Here is a 14643-nt window from a genome sequence, read left to right on the forward strand (position 1 = left end):
ATCATGAGTGACACTAACGTACAGCGCGCCGGCAAGCTGGATACGGCGACACTAAGCGATGCACTCGATCGATGCGGGATCAACGGCCAGTGCCATCGCATCAAGCCGAATTCTCCCGACTTCCGCATGGCCGGCCGCGCATGGACGCTACGCTACGGCCCCGCAGGCAAACCGGCGGGGACGGTTGGCGACTATATCGATACCGTGCCGGACAACTGCGTCATCGTGCTCGACAACGGTGGCCGTGACGACGCGACGGTGTGGGGCGACATCCTGACCGAAGTCGCGCACCGGCGCGGACTTGCGGGCACGCTCATCGACGGCGTCAATCGTGACGTCGCGCTGTGCCGCGAACTCGGTTATCCCGTGTACAGCCGCGGCAATTCCATGCGTACCGGCAAGGACCGCGTTCAGGTAGAGGCGACTCAGGAGCCCGTCAATATCGGCGGCGCGCGCGTCTCGCCCGGCGATCTCGTGCGCGGCGACGCGGATGGTGTCGTCGTGATTCCCCAAGAGCACGAGGCGCGCGTGCTCGACCTAGCCGAGTCCATCGAATCAGCGGAAAACGCCATCCGTGACGCCGTGCGTTCGGGCATGAGCCTGCGCGAGGCAAGAGAGCTGCATCGCTACCACCAACTGCAGACGCGCGAGGAATCATGAGCGTCCCCTTCATGTGCACGCGGGAACAGTTCCCGACGGTCCGCACGTCGATCGAGCGTCCGCAAGCGCACCTCGTCGCGCAGGCGTCGGGGACGCCATCGTCGACGCTACACGAAGCGCTCGGTCGCATCGGTGCGCTCCCCTCTGCGATCAAACCGATTGCGCCTGCCATGCGACTCTGCGGACCCGCGATCGTCGTGCACTCGCCGGGTGGTGACAATCTGTGGCTGCATCGCGCGCTCTACGTTGCCATGCCGGGCGACGTCCTCGTCGTTCATGTGAGCGGCAAGCCTGATTTCGGGTACTGGGGAGAAATCATGGCCACCGCTGCCATCGAACGCGGACTCGCCGGACTCGTCATCGACGGCTGCGTGCGCGACGCGGATCAGCTCGAGGCGCTCGGCTTCCCGGTGTTTTCGACCGGCCTCAGCATTCGTGGCACTGGAAAGGATCAGGGGGCGCGCGGCTGGATCAATCACCCGGTGCGGCTTGGCGATGTCGTCGTCAATCCGGGCGATTTGATCGTTGGCGATCGTGATGGCGTCGTAGCCGTACCGCGCGAGCGCGTTCAGGAAGCGGTAACCCGTTCCGCCGCGCGCGAAGCCAAAGAGGCCACGGTGATGCAGCGCCTGCGCTCAGGTGAACGCACGCTGGAGCTCTACAACTTCTGAAAAGCGGACCGCGCGGTCTGCTCTACGTGGAAAATCTGATATGGCCCGCATCACACTTGGCATCGGCACTTCGCACAGTCCGATTCTGAATTTATCTGGCGACAATTGGCAACGACGTGCCGAAGACGATCTTCGCAGCCGGGCGCTCTACACGCTGGACGGCCGCAAGCTCACGTATGACGAACTCATCACGGAGCGCGGTACGCCGTACACCGAACAGAGCGATCCAGGCGACTTTCCCCGCCTCGCGCGCGAAGCGGAAGCCGCACTCGACCACATCGAAGCCTGTTTGCACGCCGCGCGTCCCGACGTCGTCCTCGTTATCGGCGACGATCAGGATGAACTGTTCGGCTATGACAACCTGCCCGCCATCTCCGTCTATCGCGGCGAGGAGATTGTCATGAAGGAAACGGAGTTGCCTCACCCGAAGCTGACCTGGAGCGACAAGCCGTTCTGGGCAGGCTATGCAATGGATCTGCCTCGCCGCTTCCCCGGTGCGCCGAAGCTCGCCGACGATCTGATTCGTGGGCTCATCGCTCGCGGTGTCGACGTCGCGACCAGTAACCATGTAGCGGACCCGACACGCCGCGCGTTCGGACACGCCTATGGTTTCGTCTATCAGCGGCTCATGAAGAACCTTCAGGTTCCGATGTTGCCCGTGCTGCTGAACACGTACTTCCCGCCGAACAACCCGACCGCGTCCCGATGCCACTACATCGGCGGTTGTATCGCGGAAGCCCTGGCCGCGTCGCCGGTCGACGCAAACGTGGCGATCGTTGCGTCGGGTGGCTTGAGTCACTTCCTTTGCGAGGCGGCGTTCGACAGAAAAATCATCGACGCCATCAAGAATCGAGACAAAGCAACGCTCACCAGCATTCCGCAGGAAGCGCTCTGCTCGGGATCGTCGGAGATTCGCAACTGGATCACGATGGCCGGCGCCCTCGGTGAGCTCGATTGCGTCTATGACCACTACATTCCGGTCTATCGCACGCCTGCTGGCACGGGTATCGGCCTCGGTTTCGCGGTCTGGCAGTGACTGCCGAACCGAACGAACTGCCGCCCACCTGACAACATTTCTTCTATACGACACAGTCATGATTATCGATTGCCACGGTCACGTCAGCGCTCCCCCCGCACTTTGGGTCTATAAAGCCAACCTGCTTTCGCATCTGGGCGCGCACGGACGCCGCATGCCCGAAGTCACCGATGAGCAAATCATCCACGCAATGCACTGTCGGGAAATGGGCCCGTGCGGTCATGTGGAAGCCCTCGACCGCGTCGGCACGGACATGCAGATGCTCTCGCCCCGCCCTTTCCAGATGATGCACAGTACGAAGCCTGGCAAGCTGGTGCACTGGTTTACGGAAGAGACGAACAACATCATCGCGCGAACGATCGCGCTGATTCCTGATCGATTCGTGCCTGTGGCCGGGTTGCCGCAAGTGGCGGGCGACCCCATTACGGGCGTGCTGCCGGAACTCGAGCGCTGCGTAAAGATGGGCTTTCGCGGCGTGCTCGTCAACCCGGACCCGTACGAAAATACCGGCACCGAAGCGCCGCCGCTTGGCGATCGATATTGGTATCCGCTTTACGAAAAGCTCTGCGAGCACGACATTCCAATGCATATTCACGCCACGGGCTCACACTCGGAACGTTCTCCCTACACCCTGCACTTCGTCAATGAGGAATCGATTGCCGTCTACGGACTCGTGCATTCGAGCGTCTTCAACGACTTCCCGTCGCTGAAGGTCATCTGCTCGCATGGCGGCGGCTCCATTCCCTATCAGATCGGGCGTTTCCAGTCGAGCGCGGGCCGTCGCGGCGTCGATTTCCTTGATGGCATGCGCAATCTCTACTACGACACGGTGCTCTATTCCGAAGACTCGCTACGCCTGCTCATTAAAACCGTGGGCGCGGACCGCTGTCTTTTCGGCTCGGAGTGCCCCGGCGTTGGCTCCACGGTCGATCCGGCCACCGGGCGGGCACGCGATGACATCGCGCCGACCATCGCAGGATTCGACTGGCTCAGCCAGAGCGACAAAAAACTCATCTTCGAGGGCAACGCACGCAAGGTATTCAATCTCACGTGCTGATGTTCCATCGAAGTCCGGGCGCCCCGCGACACGGCGCCCATCCAGAGGCCAGTTCAGTCACCTGACTCCGGCCCGGATGATGGCGATCGTCGCTCGCCAAAAAATCAAAGTACCCAACAGCACCTTGTTGAGCAGGCCCGCCAAGTCATGGCACAGAGCGCCACTGCTGCAGGCCAGGTCGTCTTTCGTTTTGCATTCCACACTTATAACTACCTTATGGAGACGCGTATGAAGACCAAGTCACCCAACACCGTGCTGCGTCGTAGCGCAGCATTGGCGTCCCTCGCCGCCATGATCTTTGGCGCCTCGACCGCGCACGCGCAGAGTTCGGTCACCCTCTACGGCATTCTTTCCACTGGGGTGGGCTGGGTCAGTAACGTCGGTGGCCACTCGGCCGTCCAGATGATTTCAGGCACCATGCAGAATAACCGTTGGGGCTTGCGCGGCGTGGAAGATCTGGGAGGCGGTCTCAGCGCTCTCTTCGTGCTCGAAAACGGCTTTGACATCACCAACGGCAAGATCCAGCAGGGTGGACGCATGTTCGGGCGCCAGGCCTACGTCGGCCTTGGCGGCAGGTCGTGGGGTACGATAACCATGGGTCGCCAGTACGACATTCCTTTCGATTATCTCGACCGCTTCGAAGCGCCGGTTGCTTCGCTGGGCCTTGCCGCACATATCGGCGACAACGACAACGTATTCGGTTCTTACCGCTACAACAACTCGATCAAGTATCAATCGCCGACGATCAACGGGCTGCGTGGCTCGGTAATGTACGCAATGAGCAACGCTGCCGGCCAGTGGGCTGTGAATCGCTCGGTGAGCGCCGGCGTTGCCTACGATAACGGGCCGCTCAAGCTGGCGTTAGTCGGATTGAATACCAATTATCCGGGCCCGACGCCGAACCCGAACGGCGCAGTCACCGACGATTACATCGGGCCGCCGTTCCTCTTGTTCCATACCAGCCCGATCCATCCAAACGTGGGCGTGAGCCGTCAGCGCGAATTCGGCGGCGCCGCGCAGTACTCCTTCAGCAAGGTGCGACTGACCGGCATGGTAACCGACGTTCGGTACGATTATCTCGACCACACGTCATTGCATCTGGACAACTATGACGTGAATGCGACATACGATCTCACGCCGTTCATCGTCCTGGGCGCTGCCTATGTCTACACGAACGGGCAATATGGCGGTGGAATCGATGCAGCTCCGCACTGGAACATGGGGCAGGTCAGCATAGATTATCTGCTGTCGAAACGCACCAACGTGTACGTTTTTGCCAACTATCAGCGTGCCACCGGCGCGAAAGCCGTTACCTATCTGCTGGCGCCGTCGAGCAATGGGAACCAGACGGTGGTCGTGGCGGGCATTCGCCACCTCTTTTAGAGCGCCCTCGAAATTCTGTCGCGCCTGACTTCAACCACTAAAGGACAACGCCTCCGCACTGCGCCGATGAACGGCCGAACGGAGGCGTCGAAGTGGCGAAGCATGGCCAACCTCCAAATGAATTGCCGATGCTCTGGAGCACACCATGTTGCCCCGTAATCTCGCTGAAACCACTGCCGATCCGCACATGAACCCTCGTGCCGCCGTTTCCAGAAAATACGCAATCTGGGTGCTGTCGCTCACGACACTGATCTACGCATTCAGCTTCATGGATCGCGTATTGATGTCGATCGCCGCACCTGCGTTGAAAGCAGAAATGCACCTGAGCGACGGCCAGCTTGGCTTGTTGATCGGCCTGGCGTTCGCGCTGTTCTACACCTTCCTTGGCATTCCCATTGCGCGTCTCGCCGAGCGTTTCAGTCGGGTGATGATCATATCCATCACGATCGTCCTCTGGTCGCTGATGACGATTGGATGCGGAACCGCGACCAACTATGAGCAGTTGTTCGCCTTCCGCGCCGGCGTGGGAATCGGCGAGGCCGGCTCTGCACCGGCCGCCTACTCGCTTCTTGCGGACTATTTTTCCGGCAAGCGGCGCTCATTGATATTCGCACTTTATGCCGGTGGCATTCCAATCGGCGTGTTGATGGCATCGTTCATTGGCGCCCCGCTCATCAAGAACTACGGGTGGCAACACGCCTTTTTCTATGTCGGCATCCCGGGAATCGTGCTTGGCCTGCTTGCATTTCTGACGATCAGGGAGCCGGAACGCGGCGCTGTGGCCGCTACCCCGAGCGGCGACAACGTGCCACGACTCACCGAAGTAATCCGCAGAATGCTGAGCAACGAGGCCTCGCGAAACATGATTTTCGCCGTCATCCTCGGCATGTTCGCCATGTCCGCGATCTTCCTCTTCCTGCCGGTCTATTTCGTCCGCGTCTACGGAATGAACTTTGCGCAGGCAGGTCTCGCCTTTGGGATCATCGGCGGAGTGGGCGGTCTCATCGGTAACGTCATGAGCGGTTTTCTCGCCGACAGGCTCGGAAAGCGCAACGCTGCCTGGCATGGTTACGTTCCCGCGCTTGGGTGTATCGCAGCGGCACTGTTGTCGGGCATCGCATTCCTGCAGCCCGTCGCCGTTGTGGGCGTGGCGCTTCTCGTCGGCTTCGCGGTCGGCATGAACTTCTGGAATGGACCGGCCTTTGCGGTGATCCTTTCGCTGCTCGAGCCCCGTATGCGCGCCACGGCGTCCGCGTTGACGCTTTCCGCCATGGCACTGGTCGGACAAGGCCTCGGACCGGGCTATCTCGGCTTCCTCAGCGACTTCTTCGCGAAACGCATCTTCGGGCGCCCCGATTTTTCGCAGCTCTGCGTGGTTGCGAAGCACGGTGCGGCGGCAGCCGCTGCGCATGCGCCGGCCGACGTCCATCCGGACCTCACGGCGCTGTGCGCTTCCGCGAGTGCAGCGGGCCTCAAATATGCCCTGCTGAGCGCTGTTCCGGTCCTGCTCTGGGCCGCCGTTCACTACTGGTTGGCGGGCGCCAGATACGCCAGGCTCAAGGCCGCTGAACGGCAATACAGTCAGCCGGCCAGCCAGGGCGCATGATCTTCAGCCGCCTGACATGACCGCGGGCAGTTGCGGTCGTGTCAGGCGGCACCAGGCAAGCACCAGCACGGTGCCTCCACTACATTCCACAGCCATGAAAATATCGCGATTTAATGAAGGACAACTAGGTATCGTCGTCGATGATCGCTACGTCGTCGACGTCACCAGTATCGTCGGTGAGGATGCGGGCATGTGGCCGCCCATTGGTGCCACGCGGCTCATCGCGAACTTCGCGCAACTGAAGCCGGTTATCGAGGCCGCACTGACGCAATTTCCACGCGTTCCGATCGAAGATGTGAGGCTGCTCACGCCGGTGCCATGGCCGAACAAGGTCATCGCCTACCCGGTGAACTACCACGATCACGGTCGGGAAATGCAGGCCGGCTATCGGGCCACGCATCAGGGCTTTTTTGTGAAACCGAACTCGTCGCTGTCCGGCGCCGGCGAACCCGTCGTCCTGCCGAACGTTCCGACGCGTGAGGTCCACCACGAGTCGGAACTTGCGATTGTCATCGGCAAGCAGGGTCGTGACATTGCGCGTGCTGACTGGCATCAGTACGTATTCGGCTACGCCTGTCTGCTCGACATGGTCGTGCGTGGACGAGAAGAACGCGTATTCCGCAAGGCTTACGACACCTTCTGCCCCGTCGGTCCATGGATCGTCACCGCCGATGAAGTCGGCGACCCGGCCAATCTCGAGATGAAGCTGTGGGTGAATGGCGAACTCAAGCAGCACGCCAACACGCGTGACCTTGTCCTCGACATTCCCGGCATGATTGAAATGGCATCCGCGGTAATGACGTTGTATCCCGGCGACATCATCGCCACCGGCACCCCTGCGGGCGTCGGCAAAGTCAGCGACGGCGACAAGGTGCGAATCCGGATCGAGCGGGTCGGCGAGATGACCGTCGGCATCGTGGCCGGCACGGGTGGCGCAACCGAAGTGTTCGCTCAGCCCTACACTCCCGACATCATCAAGCAAAAATGAGCGACTTCACAGATCTTGACTCACTTTACGCGGCAATCGACAGTCTCGACATGGAAGGCGGCTGGCATCGCAAGGCGCCTGCCCTGTGGAGCGAACCGCGCGAGAACTTCGTGCCCAGGCTCTGGCGATACGCTGACGTAAAGCCGATTCTCGAACGTGCCGGCGACCTGGTCGATCACCGGATGGCGGATCGTCGCAACCTGACGCTAAGGAACCCCGTCGAAGGGAACCTGTATGCGACGGTGCGCACGCTCGTCGGCGCGTATCAGTCGATCAAGCCGGGCGAAGTCGCGGACGCGCACCGGCATACGCCCAACGCGCTGCGGATCATTCTCGAAGGGCACGGCACCTATACCGTGGTCGATGGCGTACGGGTCGAAATGCGACCGGGGGACGTTCTCCTGACGCCGGGCTGGTGCTGGCACTCGCATGCGAATGTCGGTCCGGATGACTGCTTCTGGGTGGACGTCCTGGACGTGCCGCTCATCCATCTGCTCGAGCCGATGTTCTTCGAGCGTCACCCTGACAAAGTCGAGCGTGACGTAGTGACCGTCGCAGAGTCGCCGATCGCGTTCAGGTGGGAGGCGTCGCTCGAGGCGCTCGACAAGGCTACGGCGCCCGCGAACGACATGGCGCAGCGCGAGATCGAACTGGGCGCACCCGCGATGAAGAGCACAGCGATCCACGTTCAACGCATGGGTGCGGGATTCGTGTCGCAACGATACCGCACCACGGCCAATGCAATCTTCACCGTGGTCGAGGGCCGCGGTACGACACGCTGCGGCGACATGGAAATGCGCTGGGAAAAAGGCGACATGATCGCGATGCCGGCATGGCGCACGTATCAGCACAAGATAGACGACGATGCGCACATCGTGCGTGTCAGCGATGAGCCCGTCATGCGCGCACTTGGCGTTTTGCGTGACGAAGTCGCGCCCACCGTCTAGCCACGTAACACGAAGGAGATTTCATGCATATCTTGATAGCAGGCGGTGGCATTGGGGGCCTTGCAGCGGCAGTCGCGTTGCTGCAGCGGGGGATCGACGTCGACGTCTACGAACGCGCACCAGAGTTGCGGGAAGTCGGCGCGGGAATCCAGATCAGTCCGAATGGCAATGCCGTGCTCGACTCGCTCGGCGTCTTCGAGCAGTTGAGGTCCCTCTCCTGCGATCCCGCGCGTAAAGAGTTTCGCCTCTGGAACACGGGAAAACCGTGGCCTATGTTCAGCCTCGGGAAGTCAGCGATCGAGCGCTATGGCTACCCTTACCTCACCGTTTACCGGCCGGATCTGCATCAGACGCTGGCGGATCGCGTGCGCGCGCTGAAGGCCGGCGCGATTCATCTCGACAGTTCGGTGACGGGCTGCGAGCAGGACGACAGCAGCGCGACCTTGATCCTGCAAAACGGAAAGCACATCACGGGGGACGCATTGATCGGGGCCGACGGTGTGCGTTCGGTCGTCCGCAACGCATTGTGGCCCGACACTGACGCGGCGTTCTCCGGCATGGTGACGTGGCGGGCGTTGATCCCGATGACGAGCTTGCCCGAGCATATGCGCGCATCGGTCGGATCGACCTGGATCGGACCGGGCGGCCACGCGGTCAACTATCCTCTGCATCGTGGCGAAATCATGAATTTCGCGGCCACGATCGAAGGCAAAAGCTGGACCGCTCAAGCCAGCTTCGAGCAAGGCACCGTCGAAGAGTGCCTCGATGATTTCAAGGGTTGGCACGAGGACGTGCAGACCTTGATCAAACTGGCGCCGAATCTGTTGAAGTGGGGGTTGATGAAGCGCGAACCGATCCCGCAGTGGACGCAGGCGCGCATTTCGCTGCTTGGCGATGCTGCACACGTTACGTTGCCGTTCCTCGCGCAGGGTGCCGTCCACGCTATCGAGGACGGCATGGTACTGGCGCGTTGCCTCGCGGATGCGGAGCCATCGAACGTCTCCGCTGCGCTATTGCGTTACGAGCATGCACGAATCGGACGTACCAGCCGGATGGTGCGAGGCGCGACGGACAACACCGAACGCTTCCACAGCCATGAGCTCGCGACAGAAACGTCGGCGGCCCGATATCTCGAGCGCGAATGGAGTGCCGCGCCGATCGCCGAGCGCTACGACTGGCTCTATTCGTACAACGCGAATACAGCCGAAATTTAGTCAAGGATAGAGTCCGGCGCCTCGCGACCAGCAAGGACGTGTGCGATACGATCGGCAGCATGACCGCCGCGTTCGCCATCGCGAGTGCGCTCGTGCGACGCCCGCACGACGGCATGGGGGGGCTTTATCGACGTATCGATGCTGGATTCGGTAATCGTCACGATGGGGTGGACGGTGTCGAACCAGCTGATCGCCGGGCAAAGCCCTACCCCGATGAGCAATGACACGCGAACTGCAACAGCGGCTGATTGCAATCAGGCCATTTGAAGGCCTCCGCCGCTTTCCACGGCCTTTCGAGGGGATACGAACGACATCGCGTATAGCTTCCAGTCGAATGTGACGCCTACGCTTTTCAGGATGCCGTACGCCCAAGTTATGCAATTCGTTCCAAAATTTACTTGCCCCCCAATCAACGAGAACGTGCCGACCGATTTGCTGACATCTGCCGTATCACAAAGCGCCATGCATTTTTCAATGATTTTTCCAGCAGTCTCGCTTGATATCTGGAATCTTGGTGTTTCTCTAATGTTGAGCCTTTTGTTAGTGGGTGTTTCGTACCACCTGGTGTAGTCGTATCCCTTTATCACTTCAGGAAACGAAGATTCTGCGGAGCTGGATCTACCGGATCGACCGCCACACGATTTTGCAGCTCCGTCGTCCTGGCATCTGTAGCGTTCGATCGACGTATACGAGTTGTAAAAGGCGTGGCCACTTCCGCCAGAGGACGATCCTCTTGCACCGACGAGGTGAAAAACCTCGTAAATGCCATCGTCCCCATCGCCCTGATAGACGGCAATCAGCGCATGCCCCCCGAAGCCTGACCAGGTCGTGCTACCACTGTCCGAAGAGGCGCTCTGAACCATTAACGAGACCCATGACATGACGATATCCCTCGTAAATCGCGCGCTCTCTCGGGAGAGCGGAATCGAATGGAACCGCAGCTGGCGAAGAATAGATTGGGCGACGATGCACCGTCTCATCGTCGGATAGAGTATAGGCAATTTCGCGAAAAAAACGCGTTTTCCGAAGGCAGACGGCCGAAATCGGTGATTGCACTGAACTCCTGAGCAAACAACGCTGGCGAGCTGCAGCGCATCGTGACAAGACCGTGATAACGCTCGTCAGCGAGGCTTGATCGAGTTCTATGCGAATTGGATGGCGATCCACGTGAGCGCAACTCCAGACATCGTTTGCGCGAGCACTGCTTATCACGCTGCTATCCGCTCACGCTCGTTCCTGGTAAACAACGAGCGAGACCCCGCGCGCGGTTCCGCTGCCGCCGCGTGCGCGACTCTGACGGCTAGGTGGCGACGGGCTACATTCCCCATCTGAGCGATGGCGTGTGCACCGGGCTATCCCAATGCCGCTTCATTTCGTCATCCAGCACGCACAAGGTGATCGACGCGCCGGCCATCTCCAGCGACGTCGTAAGCGATCCGACCTGCACGCGCGCGACCGCGAGACCGCGCTGGTGCAGCCACGCGCGTGTGGAGTTGAACAACAGATACAGTTCCCCGAGCGGCGTTCCGCCCAGTCCATTGATCAAGACCAGCAACTCGGAGCCGTTCCCCGGCTTCAAATCGGCGATGATCGCCGTCAGCAGCTCTGCCGCGATCGCATCGGCTGCGGCGAAGCGCGCGCGACGCCGCCCCGGCTCGCCATGAATGCCGACGCCGACCTCGATTTCATCGTCGCCGATCTTGAACGTGAGCGTGCCCGCTGCGGGCACCGTGCAACTCGAAAACGCGACGCCCATCGACGCCGTACGCTTGTTGATCCGGTCGCCGAACGCCTTGCATTGTTCGAGATCGGCGCCGCTCTCGGCCAGACTGCCCACCAGCTTCTCGACGATCACGGCACCCGCGACGCCGCGCCGCCCCGTTGTATAACTGGAGTTCTCGACGGCGACATCGTCGTTGATCAACACCATCGCATTCGGCAACTCCGACATCTCGGACGCCATTTCGAAGTTCATCAGATCGCCGGAATAATTCTTCACGATGAAGAGCGTCCCCGCGCCCGTATCGACGGCCTTGGCGGCTGCCATCATCTGATCGGGCGTCGGCGAAGTGAATACCTGGCCGGGGCACGCGGCATCCAGCATCCCGTACCCGACGAAGCCGATATGCAAAGGCTCGTGTCCCGAGCCGCCGCCCGAGACGAGCGCAACCTTGCCAGGCTTGAGCGTCTTGCGCCGCACGAACACAGGTTCGTTGTCGAGCACGACGAGATCACCGTGCGCAGCGGCGAATCCAGTAAGGCTCTCAGTTAAAAAGTCGTCGACATGGTTGATAAATTTTTTCATGGCCTGCGCTCCTTTCACTCTCTGTCTTGCGCGAGCCGCGCGCAAATCGCACTGATCATCAACTGGCTCGACCGTGCGCCGGGATCGATGTGTCCGCGTGCACGCTCGCCGAGAAACGACGCGCGCCCCTTGGTCGCGAGCATGTCACGCGTCGCGCGCATGCCCTCTTCGGCCGTCAGCGGCAGCGCGTCGAGCACGGCCTCGGGCGCCGCACTCCCGTCGGCTAGTTCCACGAAGCGTGACGCGACAGGGATGAGCACGTCCATCATCGTCTTGCTGCCGATGCCGGCCTTGCCGCGCTGGGCTACGGCGTCGACACCCGCAGCGAAGATCCGCGCCGCGTCCTCCACACGCATGGTATCCGCGTTCTGCGCGGCCTTTGCCATGCCATGCAGCAACGAAAAAAACAGCGGCCCCGACGAACCGCCCACCGTCGACAGCAATTTGGAGGCGGCCTGCTCCAGCGCTGGCGAAAACGCCTCGGCCTCGATATTGGCGCGCATCGCAAGCAGCGCATCGACGCCCCGCAACAGGTTGAAGATATGATCGCCATCGCCGATCTGCTGATCGAGCGCGGCGATCTCGTCCGTGTGTATCTTTAGCGTCGCATGCGCAGCCTCGATGCACGCCATGACCGTTTTTCCGTTCATGCCGGAATCCTCCTGCCGTCGGAGCGGAAATAGAGAAGGCTGCGCGGGGGCAGCGACACGCCGACTGTTTGCCCAGGCGTGAAATTGCGCTCGGTCATCGTCGTCGCGACGATGGCGGTGCCTTCGCGCTCCATGATCAGCAGATGTCGCAGCGGTGAATATTCGAGCACGCGAAGATTGAGCACGTCGCGCGTATCAGGTGCGTGCAGCACGATGTCTTCAGGCCGGATCGCGACCGTCGACGTGCCCGCCGGCATCGTCGAAGGCTCGAATAATACGGGCGGCAGCAGGTTGATGGGCGGCGAGCCGAGACGTTGCGCAGCGCCTAGCGAAGCGGGATTGCCATACACATCACGCGGCGCCCCCATCTGTACGATGCGTCCTTGTTCGAGTATGCCGATGCGATCCGCAAGCGTGGTCGCTTCGACCTGGTCGTGCGTCACGTAGATGATCGTCGCGCCGATCGTGCGATGCAGGCGCTTCAGTTCGATCCGCATCTCCTCGCGCAACTTCGCATCGAGCGACGACAGCGGCTCATCCATCAGAAACACCTTGGGCTGACGCACTAGCGCGCGTCCGATGGCGACGCGCTGCATCTCGCCGCCCGACAGATGCGTCGCCAGATTGCCAAGTTTCGACTCGATATGCAGCATCTGCGCGACCATCTGCACGCGCGCGGTGACTTCCGCCTCGCTCACGCGCCGCCGCGGGGAGCGCAGTGGAAACGCCAGGTTGCCAAACACCGTCAGATGCGGGTACAGCGAATACTGCTGAAAGACGAAGGCGACGTCCCGGTCCGCCGGATGCATGTCCGTCGCGGCGGCACCGTCGATGAATATCTCGCCTTCGTCGGGGCGTTCGAGACCAGCGATGAGACGCAACGTCGTGGTCTTGCCCGCGCCGCTCGGCCCGAGCAATACGACAAACTCGCCCTCTTTCACGTCGATCGACACATCATCCACCGCGACGATATCGCCGAATCGCTTCGTCACCCCATGCAGGCGAATCTCAGACATAAGCACCTCCGTTGCCGCGTCCGTTGACGGCCATCTGCCGCGCAGCGCCGGGCAGCAGCACGCCGCTCGATGCGTCGTAGATCAGCGTGCGCTCTTTGTGAAACGACAACCCGACCTGCGCGCCCGCCGCTCGTCCTTCTTCCTTGCCAACCCGCACGCGCACCACGCCGAGCGCCGTTTCGACGACCAGAATCTGATGCGAGCCCAGATACTCGTCGGCGATCACGCGTCCACGCAACGCACTGCGCTCGTCGATCACGACGTGCTCGGGCCGCACGCCAAGCAGCGCTTTCGCGGCGGATGCAGCTGTGCGCGGCACGGACACGGCGACACCGCCGAGCGAGACCGATTCCACGCCCGCTTCGACGCCGCCGTCCACGGCCAGAAAATTCATCGGCGGGCTGCCGATAAAGCTCCCAACGAACACGGTCGCTGGAAAGTGATAGACCTCATGCGGGGACGCGGATTGGAGCACCTCGCCGCCGCTCATCACAACGATGTCGTCGGCCATCGCCATCGCTTCGCGTTGGTCGTGCGTCACGTAGACCGTCGTTGCGTTGAGCGCATTGTGCAGCTTGCGCAACTCAAGGCACATCAGTTCGCGGAAATCCGCGTCGAGCGTGCCCAGCGGCTCGTCCATCAGAAAAGCCTTCGGATGCCGGACAATGGCGCGGCCCAAGGCGACGCGTTGGCGATCGCCGCCCGACAGTCCCCCCGTCTTTCGGTCCAGCAGACTTTCGATGCGCAGCATATGCGCGGCCGCATCGACGCGCGCCGCAATCTCGCGGCGCGAAATGCCTTCGTTCTTCAGCGGAAAGGCGATGTTGTTGCGCACAGTCATATGCGGATAGAGCGCGAACATCTGGAACACAAACGCAATGTCGCGTTGACGCGCGCGCAATCCCGTCACATCTTCGCCGTCGATCAGAATCTGGCCCGAGGTCGGCAGTTCGAGCCCGGCAATCATGCGCAACGTCGTCGTTTTGCCGCAGCCGGACGGTCCGAGCAGCACGACGAAGCGGCCGTTGCTCACGGTGAGATTCGTATCATGCACCGCAGTGAAGGCGCCGAAGCGTTTATGAAGGTTGGAGAGAACGATCGTCGACATGG

General features: G+C 61.4%; 15 protein-coding genes. 9 read left to right on the forward strand and 6 right to left on the reverse strand.

Annotated features, from left to right (window positions below; translation table 11 throughout):
* Positions 1 to 3 precede the first annotated feature (3 nt).
* From BMI01S_RS16200 to BMI01S_RS16240, 9 genes are all read left to right on the forward strand, one after another.
* The gene (locus BMI01S_RS16200; protein WP_028231534.1) at positions 4 to 660 is read left to right on the forward strand and encodes an RraA family protein; all 657 of its coding nucleotides are present in this window, start codon (positions 4 to 6) and stop codon (positions 658 to 660) included.
* Complete coding sequence (locus BMI01S_RS16205) at positions 657 to 1331, forward strand: 4-carboxy-4-hydroxy-2-oxoadipate aldolase/oxaloacetate decarboxylase (RefSeq protein ID WP_028231535.1); 675 nt, start codon at positions 657 to 659, stop codon at positions 1329 to 1331. Before BMI01S_RS16200 ends, BMI01S_RS16205 begins: the two co-directional genes overlap by 4 nt.
* Positions 1332 to 1371: 40 nt before the next feature.
* A complete protein-coding gene (locus tag BMI01S_RS16210; RefSeq protein ID WP_028231536.1) occupies positions 1372 to 2367 on the forward strand; it encodes a DODA-type extradiol aromatic ring-opening family dioxygenase in 996 nt (331 codons plus the stop codon).
* A gap of 58 nt (positions 2368 to 2425) precedes the next feature.
* A complete protein-coding gene (locus tag BMI01S_RS16215; protein ID WP_028231537.1) occupies positions 2426 to 3424 on the forward strand; it encodes an amidohydrolase family protein in 999 nt (332 codons plus the stop codon).
* A gap of 228 nt (positions 3425 to 3652) precedes the next feature.
* Positions 3653 to 4807 carry a porin gene (locus BMI01S_RS16220; RefSeq protein ID WP_028231538.1) on the forward strand — a complete coding sequence of 385 codons (1155 nt, stop codon included), beginning with the start codon at positions 3653 to 3655 and terminating at the stop codon, positions 4805 to 4807.
* 229 nt (positions 4808 to 5036) lie between these two features.
* Positions 5037 to 6413 (forward strand): spinster family MFS transporter, encoded by a 1377-nt coding sequence (locus tag BMI01S_RS16225; protein ID WP_028231539.1) that lies wholly within the window; start codon positions 5037 to 5039, stop codon positions 6411 to 6413.
* A 94-nt stretch (positions 6414 to 6507) separates the two neighbouring features.
* Positions 6508 to 7401 (forward strand): fumarylacetoacetate hydrolase family protein, encoded by an 894-nt coding sequence (locus BMI01S_RS16230; protein ID WP_028231540.1) that lies wholly within the window; start codon positions 6508 to 6510, stop codon positions 7399 to 7401.
* Positions 7398 to 8348 (forward strand): cupin domain-containing protein, encoded by a 951-nt coding sequence (locus BMI01S_RS16235; RefSeq protein WP_028231541.1) that lies wholly within the window; start codon positions 7398 to 7400, stop codon positions 8346 to 8348. Before BMI01S_RS16230 ends, BMI01S_RS16235 begins: the two co-directional genes overlap by 4 nt.
* 23 nt (positions 8349 to 8371) lie before the next feature.
* Positions 8372 to 9562 carry an FAD-dependent monooxygenase gene (locus tag BMI01S_RS16240; RefSeq protein WP_028231542.1) on the forward strand — a complete coding sequence of 397 codons (1191 nt, stop codon included), beginning with the start codon at positions 8372 to 8374 and terminating at the stop codon, positions 9560 to 9562.
* Here BMI01S_RS16240 and BMI01S_RS40835 read toward each other — a convergent pair.
* From BMI01S_RS40835 to BMI01S_RS16270, 6 genes are all read right to left on the reverse strand, one after another.
* Positions 9559 to 9789, reverse strand: a complete 231-nt coding sequence (locus BMI01S_RS40835) for a hypothetical protein (RefSeq protein WP_154671309.1) — start codon at positions 9787 to 9789, stop codon at positions 9559 to 9561. The genes BMI01S_RS16240 and BMI01S_RS40835 overlap by 4 nt on opposite strands.
* Before the next feature lie 27 nt (positions 9790 to 9816).
* Positions 9817 to 10443: a hypothetical protein gene (locus BMI01S_RS40840; RefSeq protein WP_154671310.1), complete on the reverse strand. Its 627-nt coding sequence runs from the start codon at positions 10441 to 10443 to the stop codon at positions 9817 to 9819.
* Between the two features lie 434 nt (positions 10444 to 10877).
* Complete coding sequence (dhaK, locus tag BMI01S_RS16255; RefSeq protein ID WP_028231545.1) at positions 10878 to 11867, reverse strand: dihydroxyacetone kinase subunit DhaK; 990 nt, start codon at positions 11865 to 11867, stop codon at positions 10878 to 10880.
* 14 nt (positions 11868 to 11881) lie between these two features.
* Positions 11882 to 12517: a dihydroxyacetone kinase subunit DhaL gene (gene dhaL / locus BMI01S_RS16260; RefSeq protein WP_028213830.1), complete on the reverse strand. Its 636-nt coding sequence runs from the start codon at positions 12515 to 12517 to the stop codon at positions 11882 to 11884.
* Entirely contained in the window at positions 12514 to 13533 is a 1020-nt protein-coding gene (locus BMI01S_RS16265; protein ID WP_028213831.1) for an ABC transporter ATP-binding protein, read from the reverse strand. The genes dhaL and BMI01S_RS16265 overlap by 4 nt, the downstream gene beginning before the upstream one ends.
* Positions 13526 to 14641, reverse strand: coding sequence for an ABC transporter ATP-binding protein (locus tag BMI01S_RS16270; protein ID WP_028231546.1), 1116 nt, complete (start codon positions 14639 to 14641; stop codon positions 13526 to 13528). Before BMI01S_RS16270 ends, BMI01S_RS16265 begins: the two co-directional genes overlap by 8 nt.
* Positions 14642 to 14643: the final 2 nt, after the last annotated feature.

The sequence above is a fragment of the Paraburkholderia mimosarum LMG 23256 = NBRC 106338 genome (assembly GCF_000739815.1).
Classification (GTDB): Bacteria; Pseudomonadota; Gammaproteobacteria; order Burkholderiales; family Burkholderiaceae; genus Paraburkholderia; species Paraburkholderia mimosarum.

Excerpts from the sequence above, each read along its gene's own strand:
- BMI01S_RS16205 (WP_028231535.1), top strand. The coding sequence starts at position 657 with ATGAGCGTCCCCTTCATGTGCACGCGGGAACAGTTCCCGACGGTCCGC.
- dhaL (WP_028213830.1), bottom strand. The coding sequence starts at position 12,517 with ATGAACGGAAAAACGGTCATGGCGTGCATCGAGGCTGCGCATGCGACG.
- BMI01S_RS16265 (WP_028213831.1), bottom strand. The coding sequence starts at position 13,533 with ATGTCTGAGATTCGCCTGCATGGGGTGACGAAGCGATTCGGCGATATC.
- BMI01S_RS16215 (WP_028231537.1), top strand. The coding sequence starts at position 2,426 with ATGATTATCGATTGCCACGGTCACGTCAGCGCTCCCCCCGCACTTTGG.
- BMI01S_RS16220 (WP_028231538.1), top strand. The coding sequence starts at position 3,653 with ATGAAGACCAAGTCACCCAACACCGTGCTGCGTCGTAGCGCAGCATTG.
- BMI01S_RS40840 (WP_154671310.1), bottom strand. The coding sequence starts at position 10,443 with ATGTCATGGGTCTCGTTAATGGTTCAGAGCGCCTCTTCGGACAGTGGT.
- BMI01S_RS16240 (WP_028231542.1), top strand. The coding sequence starts at position 8,372 with ATGCATATCTTGATAGCAGGCGGTGGCATTGGGGGCCTTGCAGCGGCA.
- BMI01S_RS16235 (WP_028231541.1), top strand. The coding sequence starts at position 7,398 with ATGAGCGACTTCACAGATCTTGACTCACTTTACGCGGCAATCGACAGT.
- BMI01S_RS16270 (WP_028231546.1), bottom strand. The coding sequence starts at position 14,641 with ATGTCGACGATCGTTCTCTCCAACCTTCATAAACGCTTCGGCGCCTTC.
- dhaK (WP_028231545.1), bottom strand. The coding sequence starts at position 11,867 with ATGAAAAAATTTATCAACCATGTCGACGACTTTTTAACTGAGAGCCTT.
- BMI01S_RS16210 (WP_028231536.1), top strand. The coding sequence starts at position 1,372 with ATGGCCCGCATCACACTTGGCATCGGCACTTCGCACAGTCCGATTCTG.
- BMI01S_RS16200 (WP_028231534.1), top strand. The coding sequence starts at position 4 with ATGAGTGACACTAACGTACAGCGCGCCGGCAAGCTGGATACGGCGACA.
- BMI01S_RS16230 (WP_028231540.1), top strand. The coding sequence starts at position 6,508 with ATGAAAATATCGCGATTTAATGAAGGACAACTAGGTATCGTCGTCGAT.